17 protein-coding genes and 1 pseudogene are annotated in these 20,281 nt (G+C 57.8%); 10 read left to right on the top strand and 8 right to left on the bottom strand.

Annotated features, from left to right (window positions below; genetic code table 11):
* Positions 1 to 80 precede the first annotated feature (80 nt).
* Positions 81 to 2,159: a glycogen debranching protein GlgX gene (glgX, locus tag FHX16_RS17870; RefSeq protein ID WP_259129586.1), complete on the bottom strand. Its 2,079-nt coding sequence runs from the start codon at positions 2,157 to 2,159 to the stop codon at positions 81 to 83.
* Positions 2,160 to 2,258: 99 nt separating this feature from the next.
* Positions 2,259 to 3,449 carry an MFS transporter gene (locus FHX16_RS17865; RefSeq protein WP_183756124.1) on the bottom strand — a complete coding sequence of 397 codons (1,191 nt, stop codon included), beginning with the start codon at positions 3,447 to 3,449 and terminating at the stop codon, positions 2,259 to 2,261.
* Between the two features lie 712 nt (positions 3,450 to 4,161).
* Between FHX16_RS17865 and FHX16_RS17860 the strand changes: the two genes are divergently transcribed.
* Complete coding sequence (locus FHX16_RS17860; RefSeq protein WP_183756125.1) at positions 4,162 to 4,659, top strand: hypothetical protein; 498 nt, start codon at positions 4,162 to 4,164, stop codon at positions 4,657 to 4,659.
* Here the strand turns inward: FHX16_RS17860 and FHX16_RS17855 are convergent.
* Positions 4,651 to 5,277: a response regulator transcription factor gene (locus tag FHX16_RS17855; RefSeq protein ID WP_183756126.1), complete on the bottom strand. Its 627-nt coding sequence runs from the start codon at positions 5,275 to 5,277 to the stop codon at positions 4,651 to 4,653. The two genes, FHX16_RS17860 and FHX16_RS17855, sit on opposite strands and share 9 nt — an antisense overlap.
* 1 nt (position 5,278) lies before the next feature.
* Positions 5,279 to 6,667: a sensor histidine kinase gene (locus tag FHX16_RS17850; protein ID WP_183756127.1), complete on the bottom strand. Its 1,389-nt coding sequence runs from the start codon at positions 6,665 to 6,667 to the stop codon at positions 5,279 to 5,281.
* A gap of 1,069 nt (positions 6,668 to 7,736) precedes the next feature.
* Between FHX16_RS17850 and FHX16_RS17845 the strand changes: the two genes are divergently transcribed.
* From FHX16_RS17845 to FHX16_RS17835, 3 genes are read left to right on the top strand one after another with little or no spacing between them, the layout of a single operon-like run.
* Positions 7,737 to 8,489 (top strand): ImuA family protein, encoded by a 753-nt coding sequence (locus FHX16_RS17845; protein ID WP_183756128.1) that lies wholly within the window; start codon positions 7,737 to 7,739, stop codon positions 8,487 to 8,489.
* Positions 8,410 to 9,921 (top strand): DNA polymerase Y family protein, encoded by a 1,512-nt coding sequence (locus FHX16_RS17840; protein ID WP_183863995.1) that lies wholly within the window; start codon positions 8,410 to 8,412, stop codon positions 9,919 to 9,921. Before FHX16_RS17845 ends, FHX16_RS17840 begins: the two co-directional genes overlap by 80 nt.
* On the top strand, positions 9,918 to 13,181 hold the full coding sequence (locus FHX16_RS17835; protein ID WP_183756130.1) for an error-prone DNA polymerase: 3,264 nt from the start codon (positions 9,918 to 9,920) through the stop codon (positions 13,179 to 13,181). The genes FHX16_RS17840 and FHX16_RS17835 overlap by 4 nt, the downstream gene beginning before the upstream one ends.
* A 218-nt stretch (positions 13,182 to 13,399) precedes the next feature.
* On the opposite strand, the pseudogene FHX16_RS17830 reads toward FHX16_RS17835, so the two are convergent.
* The 3 genes and pseudogenes from FHX16_RS17830 to FHX16_RS17820 all read right to left on the bottom strand — a co-directional run bounded on the left by FHX16_RS17830 (position 13,400) and on the right by FHX16_RS17820 (position 15,520).
* Positions 13,400 to 13,688: pseudogene (locus tag FHX16_RS17830) on the bottom strand (PRC-barrel domain-containing protein).
* 117 nt (positions 13,689 to 13,805) lie between these two features.
* The gene (locus FHX16_RS17825) at positions 13,806 to 14,483 is read right to left on the bottom strand and encodes a Crp/Fnr family transcriptional regulator (RefSeq protein ID WP_246712692.1); all 678 of its coding nucleotides are present in this window, start codon (positions 14,481 to 14,483) and stop codon (positions 13,806 to 13,808) included.
* Positions 14,484 to 15,103: 620 nt separating this feature from the next.
* Positions 15,104 to 15,520, bottom strand: a complete 417-nt coding sequence (locus tag FHX16_RS17820; protein WP_259129583.1) for a hypothetical protein — start codon at positions 15,518 to 15,520, stop codon at positions 15,104 to 15,106.
* A gap of 231 nt (positions 15,521 to 15,751) precedes the next feature.
* On the opposite strand from FHX16_RS17820, the gene FHX16_RS17815 reads away from it, so the two are divergent.
* The 3 genes from FHX16_RS17815 to FHX16_RS17805 all read left to right on the top strand — a co-directional run bounded on the left by FHX16_RS17815 (position 15,752) and on the right by FHX16_RS17805 (position 17,278).
* A complete protein-coding gene (locus FHX16_RS17815) occupies positions 15,752 to 16,213 on the top strand; it encodes a YbhB/YbcL family Raf kinase inhibitor-like protein (RefSeq protein ID WP_259129581.1) in 462 nt (153 codons plus the stop codon).
* A gap of 526 nt (positions 16,214 to 16,739) precedes the next feature.
* A complete protein-coding gene (locus FHX16_RS17810) occupies positions 16,740 to 16,937 on the top strand; it encodes a hypothetical protein (protein WP_183756135.1) in 198 nt (65 codons plus the stop codon).
* A gap of 146 nt (positions 16,938 to 17,083) precedes the next feature.
* Complete coding sequence (locus FHX16_RS17805; RefSeq protein WP_183756136.1) at positions 17,084 to 17,278, top strand: hypothetical protein; 195 nt, start codon at positions 17,084 to 17,086, stop codon at positions 17,276 to 17,278.
* Positions 17,279 to 17,477: 199 nt separating this feature from the next.
* On the opposite strand, the gene FHX16_RS17800 is transcribed toward FHX16_RS17805, so the two are convergent.
* Positions 17,478 to 18,377, bottom strand: coding sequence for a LysR family transcriptional regulator (locus FHX16_RS17800; protein ID WP_183863999.1), 900 nt, complete (start codon positions 18,375 to 18,377; stop codon positions 17,478 to 17,480).
* Between the two features lie 130 nt (positions 18,378 to 18,507).
* Here FHX16_RS17800 and FHX16_RS17795 point away from each other — a divergent pair, with 130 nt between their 5' ends.
* The 3 genes from FHX16_RS17795 to FHX16_RS17785 are packed head-to-tail and all read left to right on the top strand — an operon-like array spanning position 18,508 to position 20,276.
* Positions 18,508 to 18,987 (top strand): carboxymuconolactone decarboxylase family protein, encoded by a 480-nt coding sequence (locus FHX16_RS17795; RefSeq protein ID WP_259129579.1) that lies wholly within the window; start codon positions 18,508 to 18,510, stop codon positions 18,985 to 18,987.
* Positions 18,988 to 19,045: 58 nt separating this feature from the next.
* Positions 19,046 to 19,798 carry an SDR family oxidoreductase gene (locus FHX16_RS17790; RefSeq protein ID WP_183756139.1) on the top strand — a complete coding sequence of 251 codons (753 nt, stop codon included), beginning with the start codon at positions 19,046 to 19,048 and terminating at the stop codon, positions 19,796 to 19,798.
* Between the two features lie 55 nt (positions 19,799 to 19,853).
* A complete protein-coding gene (locus FHX16_RS17785; RefSeq protein WP_259129575.1) occupies positions 19,854 to 20,276 on the top strand; it encodes a cupin domain-containing protein in 423 nt (140 codons plus the stop codon).
* The last annotated feature ends 5 nt before the right edge of the window (positions 20,277 to 20,281 follow it).

The following is a 20,281-nucleotide window of genomic DNA, read 5'->3' as shown; positions in this document are numbered from 1 at the left end:
TAACCGGCCGGGCGGGCGCTTGCGGTTTTCGACAACAGGGGTACGGCGCGAAACACAAGCACGGAGCTTCCGTCTACCGCTCAAGCTCGCCTCAAGATGACAAGGCTTCTGGGTTCCAGGTCATAGTGATCGGTGTCGTTGAGATCGACCCTCTCCACGTCAGGGTCGGCGGTCGTAAGCTCCAAAATCCATTGGCCGTCTTCCAGTGATGGAAGATTGAACGGCACCTGACCGTCGTGAGGGTTGAACAGCACCAGCGCCTCCTTCCAGGCATTTTCATTGCCATCGAGCTTGGTGGTCAGGCGCAGCCCAAGTGTCGTGCTTCCCTCATCGTCCCAATGGTCTTCGGTCTGTTCACCGCCGACAGGGTTGAGCCAGCTAATCGTAAGGTCGTTGCGCCAGCTTTCACGCCGCAGTAGTGGTTGTTCCTGGCGGAGCGCAATCAGCCGAGCTGTAAAGACGCGCAGAGCCTGTGCGCTGTCCGGCAGCCCTTGCCAATGCAGCCAGCTTATATCGCTGTCCTGGCAGTAGCCATTGTTGTTGCCCATCTGGCTGCGGCCGAATTCGTCGCCAGCCAAAAGCATGGGAACGCCATGGGACAGGAGGAGGGTGGCGAGGAAATTTCTCTTCTGGCGATCGCGGACAGAATTGATCCCATCATCGTCGGTGGGGCCTTCGGCGCCGTAATTGAAGCTTCGGTTGTGGTCGTGGCCATCACGATTGGCTTCACCATTCGCTTCATTATGTTTTTCGTTATAGGAGACCAGATCGTTCAGCGTGAACCCGTCATGTGCTGTCACGAAGTTAACACTTGCCCAAGGTCTGCGCCCGCGGAAGTCGTAAATGTCACCTGATCCGAGCACGCGTGCGGCAAAGTCGCGCGCGGTTCCGTCTTCATCCTTCCAGTAGTCGCGCATTGTATCGCGGTATTTGTCATTCCACTCGGACCAGCCGGGGGGAAAACCACCGACCTGATAACCGCCCGGTCCAATGTCCCAAGGCTCGCCAATCAGCTTGAGACGGGAAAGGACCGGATCCTGCCCAACCGCATCGAAGAAGCCTCCTCGCTGGTCGAAACCCTCTGGTTCCCGCCCGAGGATGGTGCCGAGGTCGAAGCGGAATCCGTCGACATTCATGACCTGCGCCCAGTAGCGCAAGGAGTCCGTGATCATTTGCAGGACACGGGGATGCGAGGTGTTGACGGTATTTCCGGTGCCGGTGTCATTGATGTAGTAGCGTGCTTCGTCGGGCATCGTCCGGTAGTAGGAGAAGTTGTCGATACCCTTGAACGAAAGGGTTGGTCCGAGCTCGTTTCCCTCCGCAGTATGGTTGTAGACGACATCAAGGATGACTTCTATCCCCGCATCATGGAAAGCGCGGACCATATTTCGGAATCCTGAAAGGCCATGGGGCCCGTAGTAGCGCGAAGCCGGAGCGAAGAAGCCGATCGTGTTATACCCCCAGTAATTCCTCAGCCCCTTGTCGAGTAGGTGGGCATCATCGGGAAAATAATGGACGGGGAGAAGCTCAATGGAGGTGATTCCCAAGCTTTTCACGTACTCGACGACGTCCCGGGTCGCCAAGCCCTCAAACGTGCCCCGCAGCTGTTCGGGGACGGCAGGATGCAATTGCGTCATCCCCTTCACGTGTGCCTCGTAAAAGATCGTACGTGACCAGGGTATGCCGGGTTTGAGATCGTCGAGTGAAGTGAAGTCGTTCGGGTCGATCACACGGCATTTGGGCATGTCGGGTGCGCTGTCGGCTCCATTGAAGGAAAGGTCCTTTTCCTCGCTTTCGAGATCGTAGCCGAAGCAAGATTGACCCCAATGGATGTCTCCGACGAGCTCCCGCGCGTATGGATCAATGAGAAGCTTGTTGGGATTGAAGCGATGGCCGTTTTCCGGATCGTAAGGCCCGTAGACCCTGTAGCCATAAAGCGCTCCCGGTTTCAGGCCAGGGATGCGACCGTGCCAGATCTCGTTGGTGTATTCCGGAAGCTCGATACGGTGTTCGTTGCCGCCCTCTGCATCAAAAAGACAAAGCTCGACCCGTTCGGCATGCGCCGAGAAGAGAGCAAAGTTGACACCATCAGCGTCAGGTGTCGCGCCGAGAGCCAAATGGTCACCTGCCTCGACGTCGAACCCAGATTTTTGCGGCATAAAAGTCCCCCAAATGTGGTCAGCGGGACAGGAACACAATTTCCGTCCGTTTGTTCCACCGGTGCCCCGACATGAGCAATCGATCAGGTTCGGCTTGGTTCATGACCCCAGAGTAATGCCGGGACGGCTTGCGTTCTGGGCGATCATGACTTTCCGTTGATAGGAGAGAGATCGGACGCACAAAAGCGCAGTCAGGATGACCGGAAGGCAAATGAAAAACGCGGTGCGAATGCCAGCCTGTTCGGCGACGAAGCCGAGGAGAGGCGGGGCCAGGAAAAACACGACGAACGACATCTGACCCAGGGCTGCGACGTTGACATGGGCTGCCCTGTCGACTCGTTGAGCGGCTGCCGAGACAGCAAGAGGATAGACGGCACTGCATCCGGCACCCATCAACGCGAATCCGACCAGTGCGATACTCTGGTGGGGCGACAGTGAAACCGCGCAAAGACCCGCGGCAGATGTAATGAGAAGGACGACGGCCACGGAACGTGAGCCAAAGCGATCGACAAACGGGTCTGCAAATAACCTTGCCAGGGCCATGAAGAAGGTGAAGAGGGTAAGGCCAAGCCCCCCGACGAATGGTTCCGACTGGAATACGTCGCGCATATAGATGGCCGACCAGTCGATGCCTGCTCCCTCGACAAGAAATGCAGCAATTCCGATCAGGCAGAGGGGCAACAGGCCTGCCGTCGGAAGAGCGATATGCCCGGCATCGACATGTTCGGTGTTCGGTTTGGCCGGGGCATTGCGCATTCCACCAATGACGACCCCACCAGCGACAAGGACGAAGGTGAATGTCAGCGCGAGATGGAGTTGCATTGACATTCCCGCCTGACGGAGAGCAGCCGATATGAGCGCGGTGACGAAGAAGCCAAGGCTCCAAAACCCATGGGCCCTGTTCATGACCCCGCGGCCCAGCTGGGCCTCTATGCGATCAATTTCGACGTTTAAATTTATCTCGAGTGCACCGGCCAACAGTCCCTCCAGGAAGAGGAGACCGAATACGAGCGGGGCAGCGGTCATCCATGGCACGAGCGCAAGCAGAGCGGAGGTTCCAAGAACTGTTGCGAATGCCGTCGTGCGTGCACCAAGGCGGGCAACGAGCGGGGAGGAGAATGTCAGTGACAGCAGAGCGCCGATTGCGGCGCCGATCAGTGTCAGGCCCAATTCCGACTTGTCGATCCGCAGGGCATCCTGAAGATCGGGCAGGCGCGACAATGTCGCTCCCATCGACACCGCAAACAGGAAAAAGCAGATATAAATCCGCTGTTGCGGCTGAATGTGCATGGCTCGCTCCGGAGAATCCCTAGCGATTTCTACCCGAATGCGACCAGGGTCTGCAATCGAAGATAGATGTTCGGATCGGTTATTGGCCGATCAATCTCTCATTGCGTGCGATCGGAGCATCCTATGGCTCGTGACCGCGTCTGGCCATCCCTGAGGTGCCAGGGTGTTGCCGGTCTGGCCTCGAGCAGTGCGCGATCAGTCTGCACTGATCATCAGCGCAGGTCGGATGTCCACGGCCGAATCCTTGGTGGTCCTTTCATCGTTAAACTGTCTTTTGGCGTTCCGATTGCCTTGGTTCCTTCGGCTGCCTCTTCCGTCGCCCCGTGGTTTTATTCCGCCCGTGCCCAGTGATCACGATGTCGGCCTTTGGGGCCCGCATCCTCCCATATATGATCGCAGCGCATGCGCCGCCGCTGTTCCTTTTCGTCCAAGCAAAGCTCCTTCTCGCAGTACAGTTGACGATCCTGGAATGAGGCAGACCGGTGACGACAATGTGCAGTTAAGGAGAAGACGGCGTCGCCGTATCATACTCACCCTAGGTGTTCCTGAACGTCGCGTGTAAAATCGGACCCACGTTTTATGAAAAGTCGGCAATATGGGACCAAAGTCTTGCGCCCCCACTCCCATAGGTCTGATGCCCTCCTAGTTTGGAAACAATACAATGATCTAACGCGTATTGACTTGCGTAGCTGATACCGAAATGAGGCATGCCATGATTCTTTCCAAACGCTCTTTGCTGAAGCTTTTTGCAGGCACCGCTGGAATTGCGGTCGCTCTTCCGTTCTCTGCATCAGCGAAAGACAATGGAAACGGCAATGGCAACGGCGGCGGTAACGGAAACGGCGGCGGAAATGGGAACGGCAGCGGCAACGGAGGCGGTAACGGCGGCGGAAACGGAAACGGTGGCGGGAATGGCAACGGCGGAGGAAACGGGAACGGGAAGTCCGGCGGCGGCAACAACAGCAACAACGGCAACGGTGGTGGCAGTGCCAGCACAGGGAACGGTAGCTCGAGTTCTACGTCCAGCGGATCGACGGTGACGCAATCGAGTGAGGGCAGCGATGGCTCGATCAATGTCCGCCACGCCAACGGGATCACGGAAACCCTTCGCAAGGGTCGCTACATCATGCGGGATTCGAAGGGACGGACAATCATCAGTCGGGGTGCAACCGCCGACGATGCGCGGCGGCTTATCGGCATTCTACGCTAGTCTGTCTCGCCACCGCATAGCGGCTTCAGTCCTGTTCGAGACCCCAAGCTTGGTCAGGATCTGGGTCATGTGATGCTTTACTGTCTTTTCCTGCAGGTCGAGCTTCAGACCAATCCGCTTGTTGGACAGACCCATTGAGACGAGATCGACAATCTCGACTTCGCGTGGGGTCAGCACGGTTTCGGCCGAGCGATGACGCTGCAGGGACTTCTCCATGATCTTTGCCGTCATCGCCGGACTCACGGCTCGTGACCCGCGAAGAACAGAAGTGATGGCGTCGATCAATCCCCTCGCACCCACGCCCTTCAGGACATAGCCGAGCGCTCCGAGACGCAGGGCCGTAACCAGGCTTTCGACCTCTTCAGATGCCGTCAGCATGATCACTTTGGTCGACGGACTGGTATCGAGAACGTCTGAGATGGTAGAAAGTCCGTTTCCTGGCATGGAAACGTCAAGAAGCAGGATGTCGGGGTTCAATTCGCGGGCGATCCGACAGGCGTCCGCGCCACTTGCGCCCTCGCCAACGACGACAAAGTCCTTGTTTTCAGACAGGCTTCGCACGACACCCTCACGAAAGAGCGGATGATCGTCGACAACGCCGATACGAGTTGATGCCATTCTAGTCTTCCGCCTCCATCGGTTCAAAGCTCATGGTCAAAGTCGTGCCATCAGGGCCCGACTGCACCTCGAAAACACCTCCGAGGCTGTCGATACGTTCCCTAAGACCGACCAGTCCCAGGCTCGATGGCCTGATTTCCTTCGGATCGAAGCCCTCGCCTCTGTCGCTGACTTCGATGCGCACATATCCATTGTGCGATATTGCCTTGACTGCCTGCTGAACGCCGCCACCATGCCGATAGGCGTTGTTGAGCGCTTCCTGGATGAAGCGATAGATGCAGATCTTTACAGCGGGCGCGAGATCCGGGTCGTCGTCGTCGATGGTCAGTTCGACGACTGTCTCGGTCTTGCTTTGATGAGCCTCGACAACACGGTTGACGATTTCCCGGATCGAGGCGTTTTCGATCTCCGGCAAGACAAGCCCTCGGCAGATGCTGCGGATTTCCGAGATCGCCTCTGCAAGGCTAGAGCGGATCCATGACAGCTCTTCATCCCGAGCGGCAGGCGCGGTTGCCGGATTGACGAGGAGTTCGCTGTCCAGCCTCAGCGATGCGTAAGCAATGTGCTGGGCGGGGCCGTCGTGAAGGTCCGCGCCGATGCTTCGCAGGTAGGTTTCGTTCAAGGCTGCGGCACGCTGGTATGATTTCTGCAGCCGTCGCTGCAGACCGCGGTTTTCGCCGAGCAATACGGAAAGCTCGTCTACGCGTGCTCCGAGTGCCACCCGTTGTGCTTCGATAATGCGGCTACCACGAAAAACCAATGCCGAAAGGGCGAGGAAGAACACCGCTATTACGCCGGCGACCGCAAGCCAGCTTCCCAATCGCGCCTGCGTCAGGCTCTCCTCCAGCCCTTCTGCACTCTCATAGAATTCCAGTACCGCAACGGCCTCTCCCGACCAGGGTTGAAGGACGGGATTGTAGATTTCCATGAGCGGCCTGCCGTAGACCCGCTCTTGCGCGCTTTCTGGATCGGTTGGAATTTCATATCGGGCAACGAGAGTGCCGGAGAAGGCCTCGCGTAACTTGTCAGTGACCGGAAACGTCCTTCCGACCAGCCCTTTTTCGTTTGAATAGAGGATGGTGCCATCCCGGCGCCACAACTTGAAGGAAACGAGTCTGCGGCCCAACGCCCCCTGGCCAAGGGTCTCATCCAGGGCGCGAGCCGTGGCGTCGTCGAGAAGGCCTTCCTTCTGCATGTCCGGCAACAGGGGGGCGACCACACTATCCACATAAAGTGCGGTGGTCGCACCTGCATTATGGATGACGGCCCCCTGGATGAAGTGGGTCACCAGCAGCCCAACCAGGAACATGGCAATGGCGGAGACGATGCCCCCAGCGAGAAAAAACTGCGAAGCGAGCGTTTGGTTCTTCCAGCGGCCGAGCCAGTTCATCGATGACCTGACGGGGAGGGTAGCTGATGGACATGGGATAGATAGGGCATGGATATTACTGCGTACTATCGATGAAACGGGCGCCTGCAACGCCTCCCGCAAGCTTTCCTGCATCACCGGGCATTGTCTAACGACACACATAGAGCAGCCCGGCCGAGAGTACAATCCATGCCGAAAAAGGTGCCTTTCGGCGCGCGCAGGCCATTCGAATTTGCTGTTTATCCTGCAAGACGTCTTTCCCCAATCCGGCTCCTGTTAGCCGAATTGCTCTCAAACGACGGAGCGTGACTTAGGTTCCCGGGCTAGGACTTAAGTCTGATGAAAGCCTCAGGAGCGCATCCAGAAAGGAAGTTTGCGCGGACTGTCTTACCTCCGTTATCGTTCGGCGGTGGTGCCTCGGAGCAACAATCGCGGACGCCGTTCTTCGGACCAGCACAACGATCTGAGTGGTCCTGTTTGGCGGCCACGGATCACGATATATCGACCGTCCGGGTGTGGAGAGGCGTTGTTCTGTCCTTCATCATGATGGGATCCGCTCAACGGGCATTTTCGTCCCGATGCCGCTCCTTGCGCGTTTGCTTTCTCTTCTCCGTTAGGCGAGGCGGATGCCGGACAGGTTGGACGCTCGACTGCCATTTCGTTGGCCGCAGCGAGAAACCGGAAAAACCGCTGCGTTCGCCATCCCTGTCGCGTCCGGTTGACACGGCCCGCGCTCGGGGAGGGAATGGGTAGCAACAGGAAAAGGTTCCTCGCGCGGTCTCCAGATTTGCCTAAGCTTGTTACACCCTCCGCAGGCAGCCATAGCTCGTCAAAGAGAATTCCACAGGCACGGGCGCTGATGCAAAAATTCCTTCAGTGGCGCAAAACCTTCCGTGGCGCAAAGGCGGCATCCTCTTATCTAGGAACTTGATTCATCTGACGAATCCTCATCACACCCCAAAATGAGGAATAATTTCCTGTTTTGAGCATCTTGACGACGTCGGCGGAAAGGAACAGAAGAAGAACATCACCGTTATGAACGACATGAATGTCGTCCCTCTTAATGCGATTTCGGAAGGATTCGCCAACGATGTCGGCTGCTCGCCAGGACATTCTCTCGGATTTGCGCGAGCGCATCTCCTCCTTGGAGGGGGGAGCGTCCAGGCGGGCGGGCAGCCTGTCGTTCGGCGTGCCCGAAATCGATCGGATCCTGCCTGGCGGTGGTCTCGCCTATGGCGCGCTACACGAATTTGCAGGCGGCGGATGCGGGACGGTCGACGGAGCAGCGGCAGCCTTGTTTGCCGCGGGAATCGCCGCGCGTACGCGAGGAAAGATTGTCTGGTGTCTGACACGTCCGGACCTCTTCTTTCCGGCGCTGGCTCAGGCGGGTCTTCATCCCGATCGGGTCATCTTCGTTGAAGGCGATCGGGAGGAGGATGTCCTTTCATCCATGGAGGAGGCGCTTGGGTATGGTGGCCTCGGTGCGGTGATCGGAGAACTTGTTCGGCTACCGATGGTCGCTTCGCGACGTCTGCAGCTGGCAGCCGAAAGGACCGGCACGATGGGGATTGTTGTCCGGCGGTGGCGCCGTCAGACCGAAGCGAACGACTTCGGCCAGCCGACGGCCTCGGTCACACGCTGGCGGGTCAGTGTGCTGCCGAGCGCAGAATTGCCCGTTCCGGGCGTCGGACGTCCAAGGTGGTTGCTTGAATTGATGCGATCGCGGGCGGGCGAATGTGCTGAGTTTGAAATTGGAGCCTGCGATGACAAGGGTCGTATCAATATATCTTCCCTATCTGGCAACCGATCGGATTCGTCGCGCCGATTCCGGCATTCCGGCTGATCAACCGATTGCGGTGATTGAACGAAGAGGCCCGAAGCGATGGGTCTCGGCTGCTGACGCCGCGGCGCAGAAAGCGGGGGTCCGCATCGGCATGCAGGCTGCCAAGGCACAGGCGCTCTTTGCCGGACTGGCGATGATTGACGCAGACGCCGCCGCCGATGCCGAGGCTCTCAGGCGGATAACCTTATGGGCGCTGACGGTGTACTCGCCGATCGTCGCGGTCGATGCGCCAGATGGCATTGTCCTTGACACGGAAGGCGCCGACCATCTTCAGGGAGGAGAAGCGCCGATGTTGACGCGTCTTGGCAATCAGTTCCATGCCAGGGGTCTGACCGCACGCATTGCCGTGGCAGACACCTGGGGCGCGGCGCATGCCTGCGCGCGTGCGGCGAGAACGCAGACAGTTGTTGTCCCTCGCGGCGAAGCCGCCGGAGCAACCGAGCGGCTTCCAATCTCTCTTCTGAGATTGCCGGAGCCGATCGTGTCAGACCTTCGCATGCTGGGTTTCAGGACCATCGGAGAGCTTTCTGCAACGCCCCGTGCCCCGCTGGCGCTTCGGTTCGGACCTGAAATCGGCCGGCGCATTGATCAAATGTTCGGCCGGCTGTCGGAACCTATTGAGCCGATCCGTGCGCCGGAGTGGATCGAAGTCTCGCGCGCTTTCGCCGAACCTATCGGCGCGGCCGAAACAATCAACAAATATGTGGGTCGCCTGATCGTTCAGCTCGTTGCCGAACTGCAGCGCAAGGGGCTCGGCGTTCGCAGGACAGACTTGATCGTCGAGAAGGTCGATGGCAGTAGGCAAGCAATCCGCGCCGGCACGGCGAAACCCGCGCGTGATATCGCATGGTTGACGAAGCTCTTCAGGGATCGCACGGAAAAAATCGAGCCGGGTTTCGGTATCGAGAAGCTTACACTTGCCGCCGTGATCACCGAGCTGCTGGCCGAAGAGCAGCACGCGTCGTCGCTCGTGGAGGAGAAAAACGAGGACATCACGCCCCTCATCGATATCTTTGGCAACCGCGGACAGCGTGTTTATCGTGTAGCTCCGGTCGCGTCCGACGTTCCCGAACGGAGTGTGCGGCGCATTTCGGCTGCGGCAGCCGAAGTCGAGGAAACCTGGGTTCATTATTGGCCGCGTCCTGTCCGATTGCTTGATCGCCCTGACCGGATAGACGCCATTGCCCTTCTCCCTGACCACCCGCCAGCAACCATTACGTGGCGCGGCAAGCGACATCGCGTAAGACGGGCCGATGGACCGGAGCGGGTCTTCGGTGAATGGTGGACGTGCGATGCCGAGTTCACAGCAGTGCGCGACTACTTCATCATCGAAAACGACGCAGGCGAACGACTGTGGATTTTCCGTAGCGGGGACGGCATCGACCCCGAAACCGGCAGCCATAAATGGTTCCTGCATGGGATCTTCGCATGAGATATGCCGAGCTTCAGGTCACCACCCACTTCAGCTTCCTCCGGGGCGCATCATCGGCCGACGAGTTGTTCTGGACCGCGAAGGAGCTTGGAATTGAAGCTCTTGGCGTGGTCGATCGCAACAGTCTTGCGGGTGTCGTGCGGGCCCTGGAGGCATCTCGTGCGAGCGGTGTGCGGCTCGTCGTGGGCTGCAGGCTTGATCTTCAGGACGGCCCCTCCCTTCTTGTTTACCCGACCGACCGATCGGCCTACTCTCGTCTGACCCGCCTTCTCACGCTCGGAAAGAGCCGAGGAGGAAAGGGCAACTGCATCCTGACGCTTGATGATGTCGCCCGTTACGCCGGGGGCCTCATTTGTGTTCTCGTTCCTGATCTCCCGGATGAAACTTGTGCGATCCAGCTTCGAAAGCTGGCTGAGGTTTTCGAAAACCGCACCTACCTGTCGCTGTCGCTGAGGCGACGGCCGAACGATCAGATGCGACTCCACGAGTTGTCCATTCTTGCGGCAAAGTTCAGGGTTCGCACTGTCGTGACGAACGATGTGTTGTTCCACGAACCCAACCGTCGGCAACTCCAGGACGTTGTGACCTGCATCCGCAATCACACCACCATCGATGATGTCGGCTTCGAGAGGGAACGCCATGCCGACCGATATCTAAAGCCGCCTGAAGAGATGGAACGTCTGTTTCCGCGCCACAGCGAAGCACTCGCGCGAACGATGGAGATCGTCGAGCGATGCAGGTTTTCCCTTGAGGAGCTGACTTACCAGTACCCCGAGGAAGCCATCATGCCAGGCATGGATGCTCAGCAGTCGCTGGAGCATTATGTTCGCGCGTGTATTCCGGACCGCTATCCTGAAGGTTTGCCGCAGAACGTGCTCAGGGTCATCAGACATGAGCTCGAGCTCATCAAGGAGATGCGTTACGCTCCCTATTTCCTGACGGTTTTCAGCATCGTCAGGTTCGCCCGCAGCCAGGGGATACTTTGTCAGGGCAGGGGATCGGCAGCAAATTCCGCCATCTGCTATATCCTCGGCATCACCAGCATTGACCCGGAGACCAACGATCTCCTGTTCGAGCGCTTCGTCTCCAGGGAACGCGACGAGCCTCCCGACATCGACGTGGACTTTGAGCATGAGCGTCGGGAGCAGGTCATCCAGTGGATTTATAGGACTTATGGTCGCGACAAGGCCGCGCTCTGCTCGACCGTAACCCGATACCGTGCCAAGGGTGCCATCCGCGATGTCGGAAAGGCCCTCGGCCTGCCAGAGGACGTGATCAAGGCGCTTTCGTCGGGCATGTGGTCCTGGTCAGAAGAAGTGAGCGATCGCAACATAAGGGATCTCAACCTTAACCCTGCGGACCGGCGCCTGGTGCTGACATTGAAACTGGCTCAGCAGCTCATGGGCGCCCCGCGGCACCTTGGCCAGCACCCCGGCGGCTTCGTTCTTACCCATGACCGACTGGACGATCTCGTTCCCATCGAACCGGCGTCGATGGTCGACCGGCAGATTATCGAATGGGACAAGGACGATGTCGAGGCACTGAAGTTCATGAAGGTCGACGTTCTTGCCCTTGGCATGCTCACCTGCATGAACAAGGCGTTCGACTTCATCCGGACCCATAAGAACGACGATCTAGATCTCTCGAATATCCGGCAGGAGGACAGCGCGACATATGCGATGATCCGCAGGGCCGACACGCTCGGGACTTTCCAGATTGAGTCCCGCGCCCAGATGGCGATGCTCCCGCGGATGAAGCCACGGACATTTTACGACCTTGTCGTACAGGTCGCGATCGTCCGGCCTGGTCCCATCCAGGGCGACATGGTCCATCCATATCTGCGTCGGCGCGAGGGCAAGGAAAAGGTCGAGTATCCGACCCCCGAGCTCGAAGCCGTGCTTGGCAAGACCCTCGGCGTCCCGCTTTTTCAAGAGAGTGCCATGAAGGTCGCGATGGTGTGCGCAGGTTTTACCGGTGGTGAGGCTGACCAACTGCGCAAGAGCATGGCGACCTTCAAGTTCACGGGCGGCGTCTCGCGCTTCAAGGACAAGCTTGTCAATGGCATGATCAACAATGGCTATACGGCGGAATTTGCGGAGAAGACATTCTCTCAGCTCGAGGGTTTTGGCTCGTACGGCTTTCCTGAAAGCCACGCGGCATCCTTCGCGCTCATTGCCTATGCGTCCAATTTCGTGAAATGTCATTACCCGGACGTCTTCTGCGCTGCGTTGCTGAATTCACAGCCGATGGGGTTTTATGCGCCGGCTCAGATTGTCGGCGACGCACGAAATCACGGTGTCGAAATACGCCCGGTCTGCATCAATCGCTCGCGATGGGACTGTACGCTTGAGCGCATTGGCAATACGGAACGCCACGCCGTCCGGCTTGGCATGAGACTGGTCATGGGACTGGCGGTCGTCGATGCCGCCCGCATCGTCGCAGCGCGGATGAATTCGCAATTTGAGAGTGTCGACGATGTCTGGCGCCGGTCGGGTGTTCCGTCGGAAGCCCTTGTCCAGCTCGCCAAGGCAGATGCCTTCCTTCCTTCGCTGACGCTGGAACGCCGCGATGCAATGTGGGCGATCAGAGCCCTGAGAGATGAGCCCCTTCCCCTATTTGCGGCCGCAGCCGAACGCGAGATGAAAGCGATCGCAGAACAGCACGAACCCGAGGTCAAACTGCGACAGATGACCAGGGGTCACAACGTCGTGGAAGACTACGGCCATGTCGGCCTGACGCTTCGCGAACATCCTATAGCGTTCCTGAGGAAGGATTTGATAGATCGCGGGATCGTCACCTGCAATGACGCGATGAATGCGGGTGATGGCCGCTGGCTTATGACGGCGGGCCTCGTGCTGGTGCGGCAGAAGCCAGGCTCCGCGAAGGGCGTCATGTTCATCACGATTGAAGATGAAACCGGTCCTGCCAACATTGTGGTCTGGCCGAGCCTGTTCGAGAAGTGCCGCCGCGTGGTCCTCGGCTCTTCGATGATGGCGATCAACGGCCGCGTGCAGAGGGAAGGGGATGTCGTTCACCTCGTTGCACAGCAGCTTTTCGACCTCAGCGGCGAACTGTCAGGCCTTGCCGACCTGGATATGTCAGTCCGGATCCCGACCGGACGCGGCGATGAGTTCACCCATGGCTCGCCAGGCAGTCCGGATTCGCGCGAAAGATCACCATCGACCGTCCGGCCCAGAGATATCTTCGTTCCTGATCTGCACATCGACACATTGAAGGTGAAGAGCCGGAATTTTCACTAAGGTCACTTTCGCCATGAGACCAAATCAAGAACTCTGTTCAAAGCCCTATCGGCGCTGAGGGCAACGCTCGAGCGATATCACGCGTGAGCAGTTCGAATTCCACGGCATGCCATTAAAGGTGCATCAACAGCAAAAAACGAAAACATCTTTTGAACTCAATAAATTACTCGATGAAAAGGCGCTAAAAAGGCCCGACGTTTTCGACGGGCCTTGGTATTTCAGTCGCGATGCTCGGGCATCGCCTTTAGCTGATCCTCCGTCCACGTGGTCACGGCGTGGACTTCGCCGTCTTCATCTCTCATGAAATCAAGCTGGCTTGCAGGCACTGCCACTGGTTTGGCGCCGAGGCCGAGAAACCCACCGACATCGATAATGACAGTGCTGGCTTCGCCGACGCCGTGAACGTGATCGACCTTTCCGACCTTTTCCGCCATATACGCTCGCCCCTTCAAGATTATCAGGGACGAGATCCGCAGTGCTAAGCCGAACGTGATTGGTATGGTCCATTTCTGAAGCCTCCGCCTTGTTGGAGTTATCCAACCCATATCCGGCGGTATTGTTCCTGCAACAGTGGGTGGACAAGGGCGTTCGGCGGACCCTCACGCCGTCTCGTGCAGAGGGCGCTCACGTCTTACCGAGAAGTCGTTCGAATTCCTGCTCCGGCGTTCCATAGCAACCTGCGGCGAGGGCTTCGAGACCCCTTCGATCCCGCACGATCACAGAACCACGGCTAGAGCGAATGAGGCGCTTGCCTTCGAGGACATGCAAGGTCGTGGTCACGCTTGGTCTGCGCACACCAAGCATAAGGGCGATATACTCGTGGGTAATGGCCATCTCCTCGGAGTGAAGCCGATCGTGACACATCAGGATCCAGCGCGCGAGCCGTTGTTCCACATCGAATTTGGCGTTCGCCAGCGAGGTATAGGCCACCTGGGTGGCAAAAACGTGCATAAATTTGATCATCGGAACCTGAAGGGTCGAACTTTTCAGGGTTGTCTGGCGCATCGCCTCGACCGACACCCTGTATCCGGTTCCGGCCACATGAATTTCAATCAGGTACGGAACAATGTCGTCGCCTATGATCGTGGCAGTCGGAACAAATCCTTCCCGGCCGAACATGCCAGCTTCCGCCATCTGTCCTGTAGGGCCGACCGCCATCACCGATCCGATGCCGCTTTCCGGAAAGTACAAGAAGTCGAGTGTCTTGCGCGGCTCCGCTATCCGGAAGTTGGCGGGCAGATCGACGGCTTCCAAATGCTTCGCGAGAAGATCGAAATCGTCGGCTGTCAAAGCCTTGAGCATTCGGTTGCTAACGTCTCCTTGCGACGGCATATCAGACTCTCCCCTGCCCGTGATCACCCGTTACCAACCGAGACAAGGCAACAGGTAGCGCCCCACATGCCAGAATAGGTCTCGCACTGTTCGGTTCAAGTACGATCACGTACACACGTTCTTCATTGACCTCCAATATACCGTCGCTGCCATTTATCCTGCTAAACCAGATCGAAAGGTTGGTGATGTTCAACAGGCGCATTCGAGACAGTGAAATGGCAATGCTTCAGTGAGCCTTGAAAAGCCATTGCCGGCTGCTCATAACGGAAACGCGTCGAGAATCCTTTGCATCGAAGCGATGGATCTTTTCGCTCATGGTCACCGGACCCAGAAGAACTTACCAGCCTGTTGATTTCAATTTCCCGGACTACCAGCGGCTCTGACCGACGCCCGACCTTCGCCATCCAGCAGCGTCAGCGGCTGCAATCGATGATCGTCCATGCTGCTGACCGTGCGGCCCGCCGCGCAGGAGTGTCGGGTCGCGTTCAGGCTGAGGTGCCTGAGGTATGGCCCTTTAGAATGAAGTCCCGATTCCCAGCTTCCGGAATTGGTCGAATAAAAACCGAGCGCGGGCCCGGAGCGATTGGCTCCTAAAGGCAACGCGTGGCTACTGTTTCCCTGTGCCGAGTGACCCGACCATGTTCAGCGATCTCATAGGACAGCGCGTGCTCGTCGTGGAAGACGACTATCTTCAGGCCGTCGATATGACGCTGGCGCTGGAGGAACAGGGAAGTGATGTCGTCGGGCCCTTTCCCCACCTCGATGGCGGCTTGGCCGCACTCAATCTCGCGAGCATCGATGCCGCTGTTCTCGATGTTCATCTGTTGTATCGACACGTCTTCCAACTCGCTGATTGCCCTATGAAGCAAGACATTCGGTTCCTTTTCGTTACCGGCTACGACCCGATCGAGATCCCGGATCGCTTCAGAGGGGTACAATGTCTTCTGAAACCAGTGGGACCCGGAGAGATAATGGTGAGGCGTGCTGCGGTTATAGCCGGGCGCCATTAGATTTCGTCAGATCCCACGGATAAGGAGTCGCGATTTGGAGACCGCTTGTGTTGCCTGGCGCGCCTCATGCCGCATCGCTATGACAATCCAGGATGACTGGCGAGACGTCTGGAACTTTCGTGTCGCAAAGTTGCTGGGCCATCCATTCAAATCGCAGTGGGCGACCGATGCCAGTGCTGCCGGCGAATATATTGCCGAGGCGACCCTCGAACCTACCTGGAGGTCCAGATGCCGTTTTTGAGCAGTTCCGCTTTTGCGAACGGAGGCCCAATTCCCAAAAAGCATACCAGGCTGGGTGAGAAAATAGCGCCGGCATTGTCCTGGTCCGGAGCGCCGGACAATGTCAAAAGCTTCGCCATTGTCATCGAGGACCCGGATGCTCCTTATGGAACTTTCCGGCATTGGGGCGTCTATAATATTGCGCCAACAAACAACGGCCTGCAGGAAAGCAGCGATACAGCTAACGGCAGCGGGTTGCGGTTTTCAGACAACAATTTTGGCAATAGACGTTACGATGGACCAGAACCGCCGCGAGGACATGGTGTCCATCACTACCACTTTACAGTTGCAGCGCTCGACGTGCCGAATCTCACTGTGCCGGCATCAGCAGCTATCGAAGCGATGTGGGAGGAGGCGCAAAATCAAATGCTGGCAAAATCGTCCTTGATGGGAACATTCCAGCAGGTGTGAACGGCAGGGAACGGGCGATCGCACCCATCCCTTGATCGCAAGCAAATTCCCGACGGCGGCCGGGCAAGGGAAAGGGTAGGAAGGCGATGCCGTTAAAGCGCGGAAGAAGACCGCCAGGTCCACGCAATCTCAGCCGAACCGTTTCGAACCGGCCAGGGATGCGTTAAAGGACATCCGGCTTCGGTGCCTTTCGCGCATCCCTGCTTTCATCCCGTTCCGTCAGCTAATGCAATTGCTTGGTCCGGTGAACCACCTTTTTTCTCGCACCTGCGGTAATTGTCATATGATTAATTAACGCTAAATAATTACAGAAATCAGTTGCTTAATGGATGGTTCTGGCATAAATTTTTCTGGCTGCCGTTGGCCTTGCCAAAGGGAGTGATGTCTTGTCCATCCGACTAAAGTTCTTTGTGACGGTGCACCATGTGCGTTCGATCCGATACCGGCTCTCGAGCGTGTATTGACGCGTCCTCTTTGTTCATTCCACTTGCTAGATGTGACGCCCATGACGGGCCAGGGATTGGTTATGCAAAGACAAGCTGTCGTCTTTAACGGTCAGGAAGTCGGTATTGCGGTTCCAGTGGATAACCGCCTCAAATTCATCGCGGTCCGTTTCCAGGTCATCGACCTGGACAACGAGGTGTTCGACACGGTGACTGAAATCAGGCGTGCAATAAGAGACCACCTAGCATCTCGTGCTGAAACCACGGCCACCTCACACTGACCCTTGGTATAAAGAACCTTCCAAAGGGACAGCGCGGGTATTATCGTGGATTTTCGGTGGCCGCACTACTACTGATGGTTGCTCTGTCGTAAATCCTTCATTCGATCTTGCTAAAGATGCGCCGAGGTTCAGTGTGCAGGGCGTTTATGCAAAGGCAAGCAGTCATTTTTGGTGGTCAAGAGGTCGGTATCGCTGTCCCCGCCGACAGCCGGCTGAGATTCATCGCCGTTCGTTTCCACGTGATCGACCTGGATAATCTGGTGTTCGACACGATCACGGATATCCATCGGGCGATCAGGCAGCATCTTGCCGTCGCTCGCGCTGCGAAGGCTGCGGCATAAGAACACGGCATTCTCACCTCTTCTGCTCGATCACTTTCAGCAATTTTGCCAAGTGAACAACGCATGGCCGGCGTGAAGAAACCAGGTCTGTCGTTGCGGCCGGATTGCGAAGGATGATCATCGTCCTCAACGCTCGAACGCGCGATCATCGCGCAACGATGCTTGACGCTTAACACCGTTGCTCTTTATTGGCGCGAAATCAGGAGGCCATAAACGGATCGTCCCTGACGGCTTCGACGAGGAAGTCGAGAACGGTGCGAACCCGCAAGGGCAGGTTCTTTCGTGACGGATAGACAAGGTTGATCGGCAGCCGCACGGGTGGATAGTCCGGCATTGCATTGATCAGCCGGCCTGCCTCCATATCGGGATATGCCAGAATATGCGAAAGCACGGCAAGGCCGCCTCCGCTCAAGACCACGCGGTGCACCGCAAGGGCGCTGTTTGCGACCAGACGCGGCGAGATGCGAACGGAAATTTCGTTTGAGCCGTCTGAAAACAGCCAGGATCGGCCATCTCCGGCTCGGCTGTAACAGATACAGTCGTGCGTGTTGACCTCGGCCGGAGCCTTTGGAACTCCCCGGCGTTCGAGGTAGGCGGGGGCTGCGCAGAGAAAGGCTGTCGTCCACCCGATCCGGCGACACATGAGGCTGCTGTCAGAGACAAGACCGAGCCGTACCTCAAGGTCGATGGCTTCTCCGATGAGGTCTGATGGCTCCTCCCGGAAAAGGAGTTCGACCACCAGGCCAGGATGGTGGTCGAGAAGCTGCGCAAGTCGGTCGCTCACATAAAGGCCAAGTGGGGCGGGCAAGGCGAGGCGCACACGGCCCATGGCATTGGCTGCTTCGGCACCCGACGCCTCATTGAGTGAGTCCACTGCGTCGATCACCTTCAAGGCCATCGTAATGATCTGCTCACCCTCGAGGGTCAGGGCGAGCGCATTCGTGGTGCGATGGAAGAGGCGGATGCTGAGGTGCTCCTCGAGCGCGGAAACCTGCCTTGAAACGGCTGGCTGCGTCAGGCCGAGATCGGCTGCCGCTGCAGAAAAAGATCCTGTCTCGGCGACCCTCATGAACGTCCTCAGCGCGCAAACGATGTCCATCCCACTTTACCCGTACCGTTCGACATAACCCTTATGTTCCGAGACTAGACCGCAAACGCTTTACTGTCCAGCAATTACGGATATCTTATATCCATAAGGATGACAAATATCCTTAAATAAGGAGACGGACATGACCCAGCGCCTGAACTACGCACAGCAATCCCCGGAACTTTTCAAGAAGCTCTCCGAGCTCAGCATGAGCCTCAAGGAAAGCGTCATCGAGCAGAAGCTCCACGATCTGGTGCAGATCAGGGCGTCGCAAATCAACGGGTGCGGCTTTTGCCTCGATATGCACGTGAAGGAAGCCAAGTTGCATGGCGAAACAGAGCTACGCCTTTACCACGTCGCGATCTGGCGCGAATCGAACCTGTTTGCCCCGCGCGAACGCGCCGCACTCGCCTGGACTGAAGCGCTGACGAAGCTTCCGGAGGGTGGAATTCCCGACGAGCTTTACGAACGCGTTCGAGGCCAGCTCTCAGAAAAAGAGATCTCTGATCTGACCTTTGTAGTTATGGTGATCAATGCCTGGAACCGCGCCAGCATTGCGTTCAAGTCGGTGCCGGGCTCCGCAGACAAGCTTTACGGCCTCGACAAGGCAGGCTTGAACTAAGCCCCTGTCCTTTAGCCACCAACCACCGCGGCCTGGCCGCAAACCGGGGAGAAGTCCCATGAAAATCGTTATTATTGGCGGAACCGGCCTGATCGGTTCGAAGACGGTCGAACGCCTGCGCAAGCAGGGGCATGATGTCCTTGCTGCCTCTCCGAACACGGGCGTCAACACCGTGACCGGGGAAGGTCTGGCTGCGGCATTGGTCGGTTGCGATGTTGTCGTCGACCTCGCCAACTCACCATCCTTCGAAGATAAGGCCGTCCTCGAGTTCTTCGAGGCCTCCGGGCGCAATCTTCTTCGGGCCGAAAAGGATGCCGGCGTCAAACATCACATCGCGCTGTCGGTTGTCGGAACCGAGCGCCTGCAGGAGAGTGGCTATTTCCGGGGCAAGCTTGCGCAGGAAAAGCTGATCAAGGCATCGGCGATCCCCTACACCATCGTACACTCCACGCAATTCATGGAGTTTGTGGGCGGCATCGCCAAGTCCGGAACGGTCGGCGATACAGTGCGGTTGTCACCGGCCTACATCCAGCCGATCGCATCTGACGACGTCGCCGCCGCGATGGCCGAAGTTGCCGTCTCTGCCCCGATCAACGGGACGGTGGAGATCGCCGGCCCCGAGCGTTTCCGGCTCAACGAACTCGTTGCGCGCTATCTCGAAGCAACTGGCGACGGGCGGAAAGTGCAGCCGGACCCGGAAGCTCGATACTTCGGCGCCCGGCTCGACGACGGTTCGCTCGTCTCTGACAACAATCCCCGACTTGGCCAGATCACGTTCGAACAGTGGTTTGCAATGGCCCAGCGCAATTGATCGGCCGACTTGTGCCGCCAACAGGTGCGCAATCGTCCAGAACAGGAGAATGACAATGATCAGATCAATCATCGCCTTTTCGTTTCTCGTTGCGGGACTGTCGGGACCGGCCAGCACTCACGATGCAGTTGCCGGCGAAGCGTCGAAAGTGACCCTTGTGTACGAACATGAGCTTCCGAATGTACCCGGTAAAAGCATCAAGGGCGTGCTCGTGGAGTACGGCCCCGGCGGATTTTCAGAGGGGCACACCCATCCGAGCACGGCCTTCATCTATGCGACAGTGCTGGAGGGTTCGATCCGCAGCCAGGTCAACGATGGACCGGTCAAGGTCTACAAGGCAGGTGAAAGCTTCTCGGAAATGCCGGGGGATCGCCATGGTGTGAGCGAAAACGGCAGCAAGACAGAACCTGCCAAGCTTCTTGCTGTCTTCGTGGTCGATACCAGTGAAAAGGAACTCACCTTTCCCATGAAGAAATAGTGAGG

Origin of the sequence: Rhizobium sp. BK661 (assembly GCF_024808825.1) — a bacterium.
GTDB lineage: Bacteria > Pseudomonadota > Alphaproteobacteria > Rhizobiales > Rhizobiaceae > Rhizobium.
Note: the sequence above shows the minus strand (reverse complement) of the source record. Positions and strands in the feature narration are given on the sequence as shown.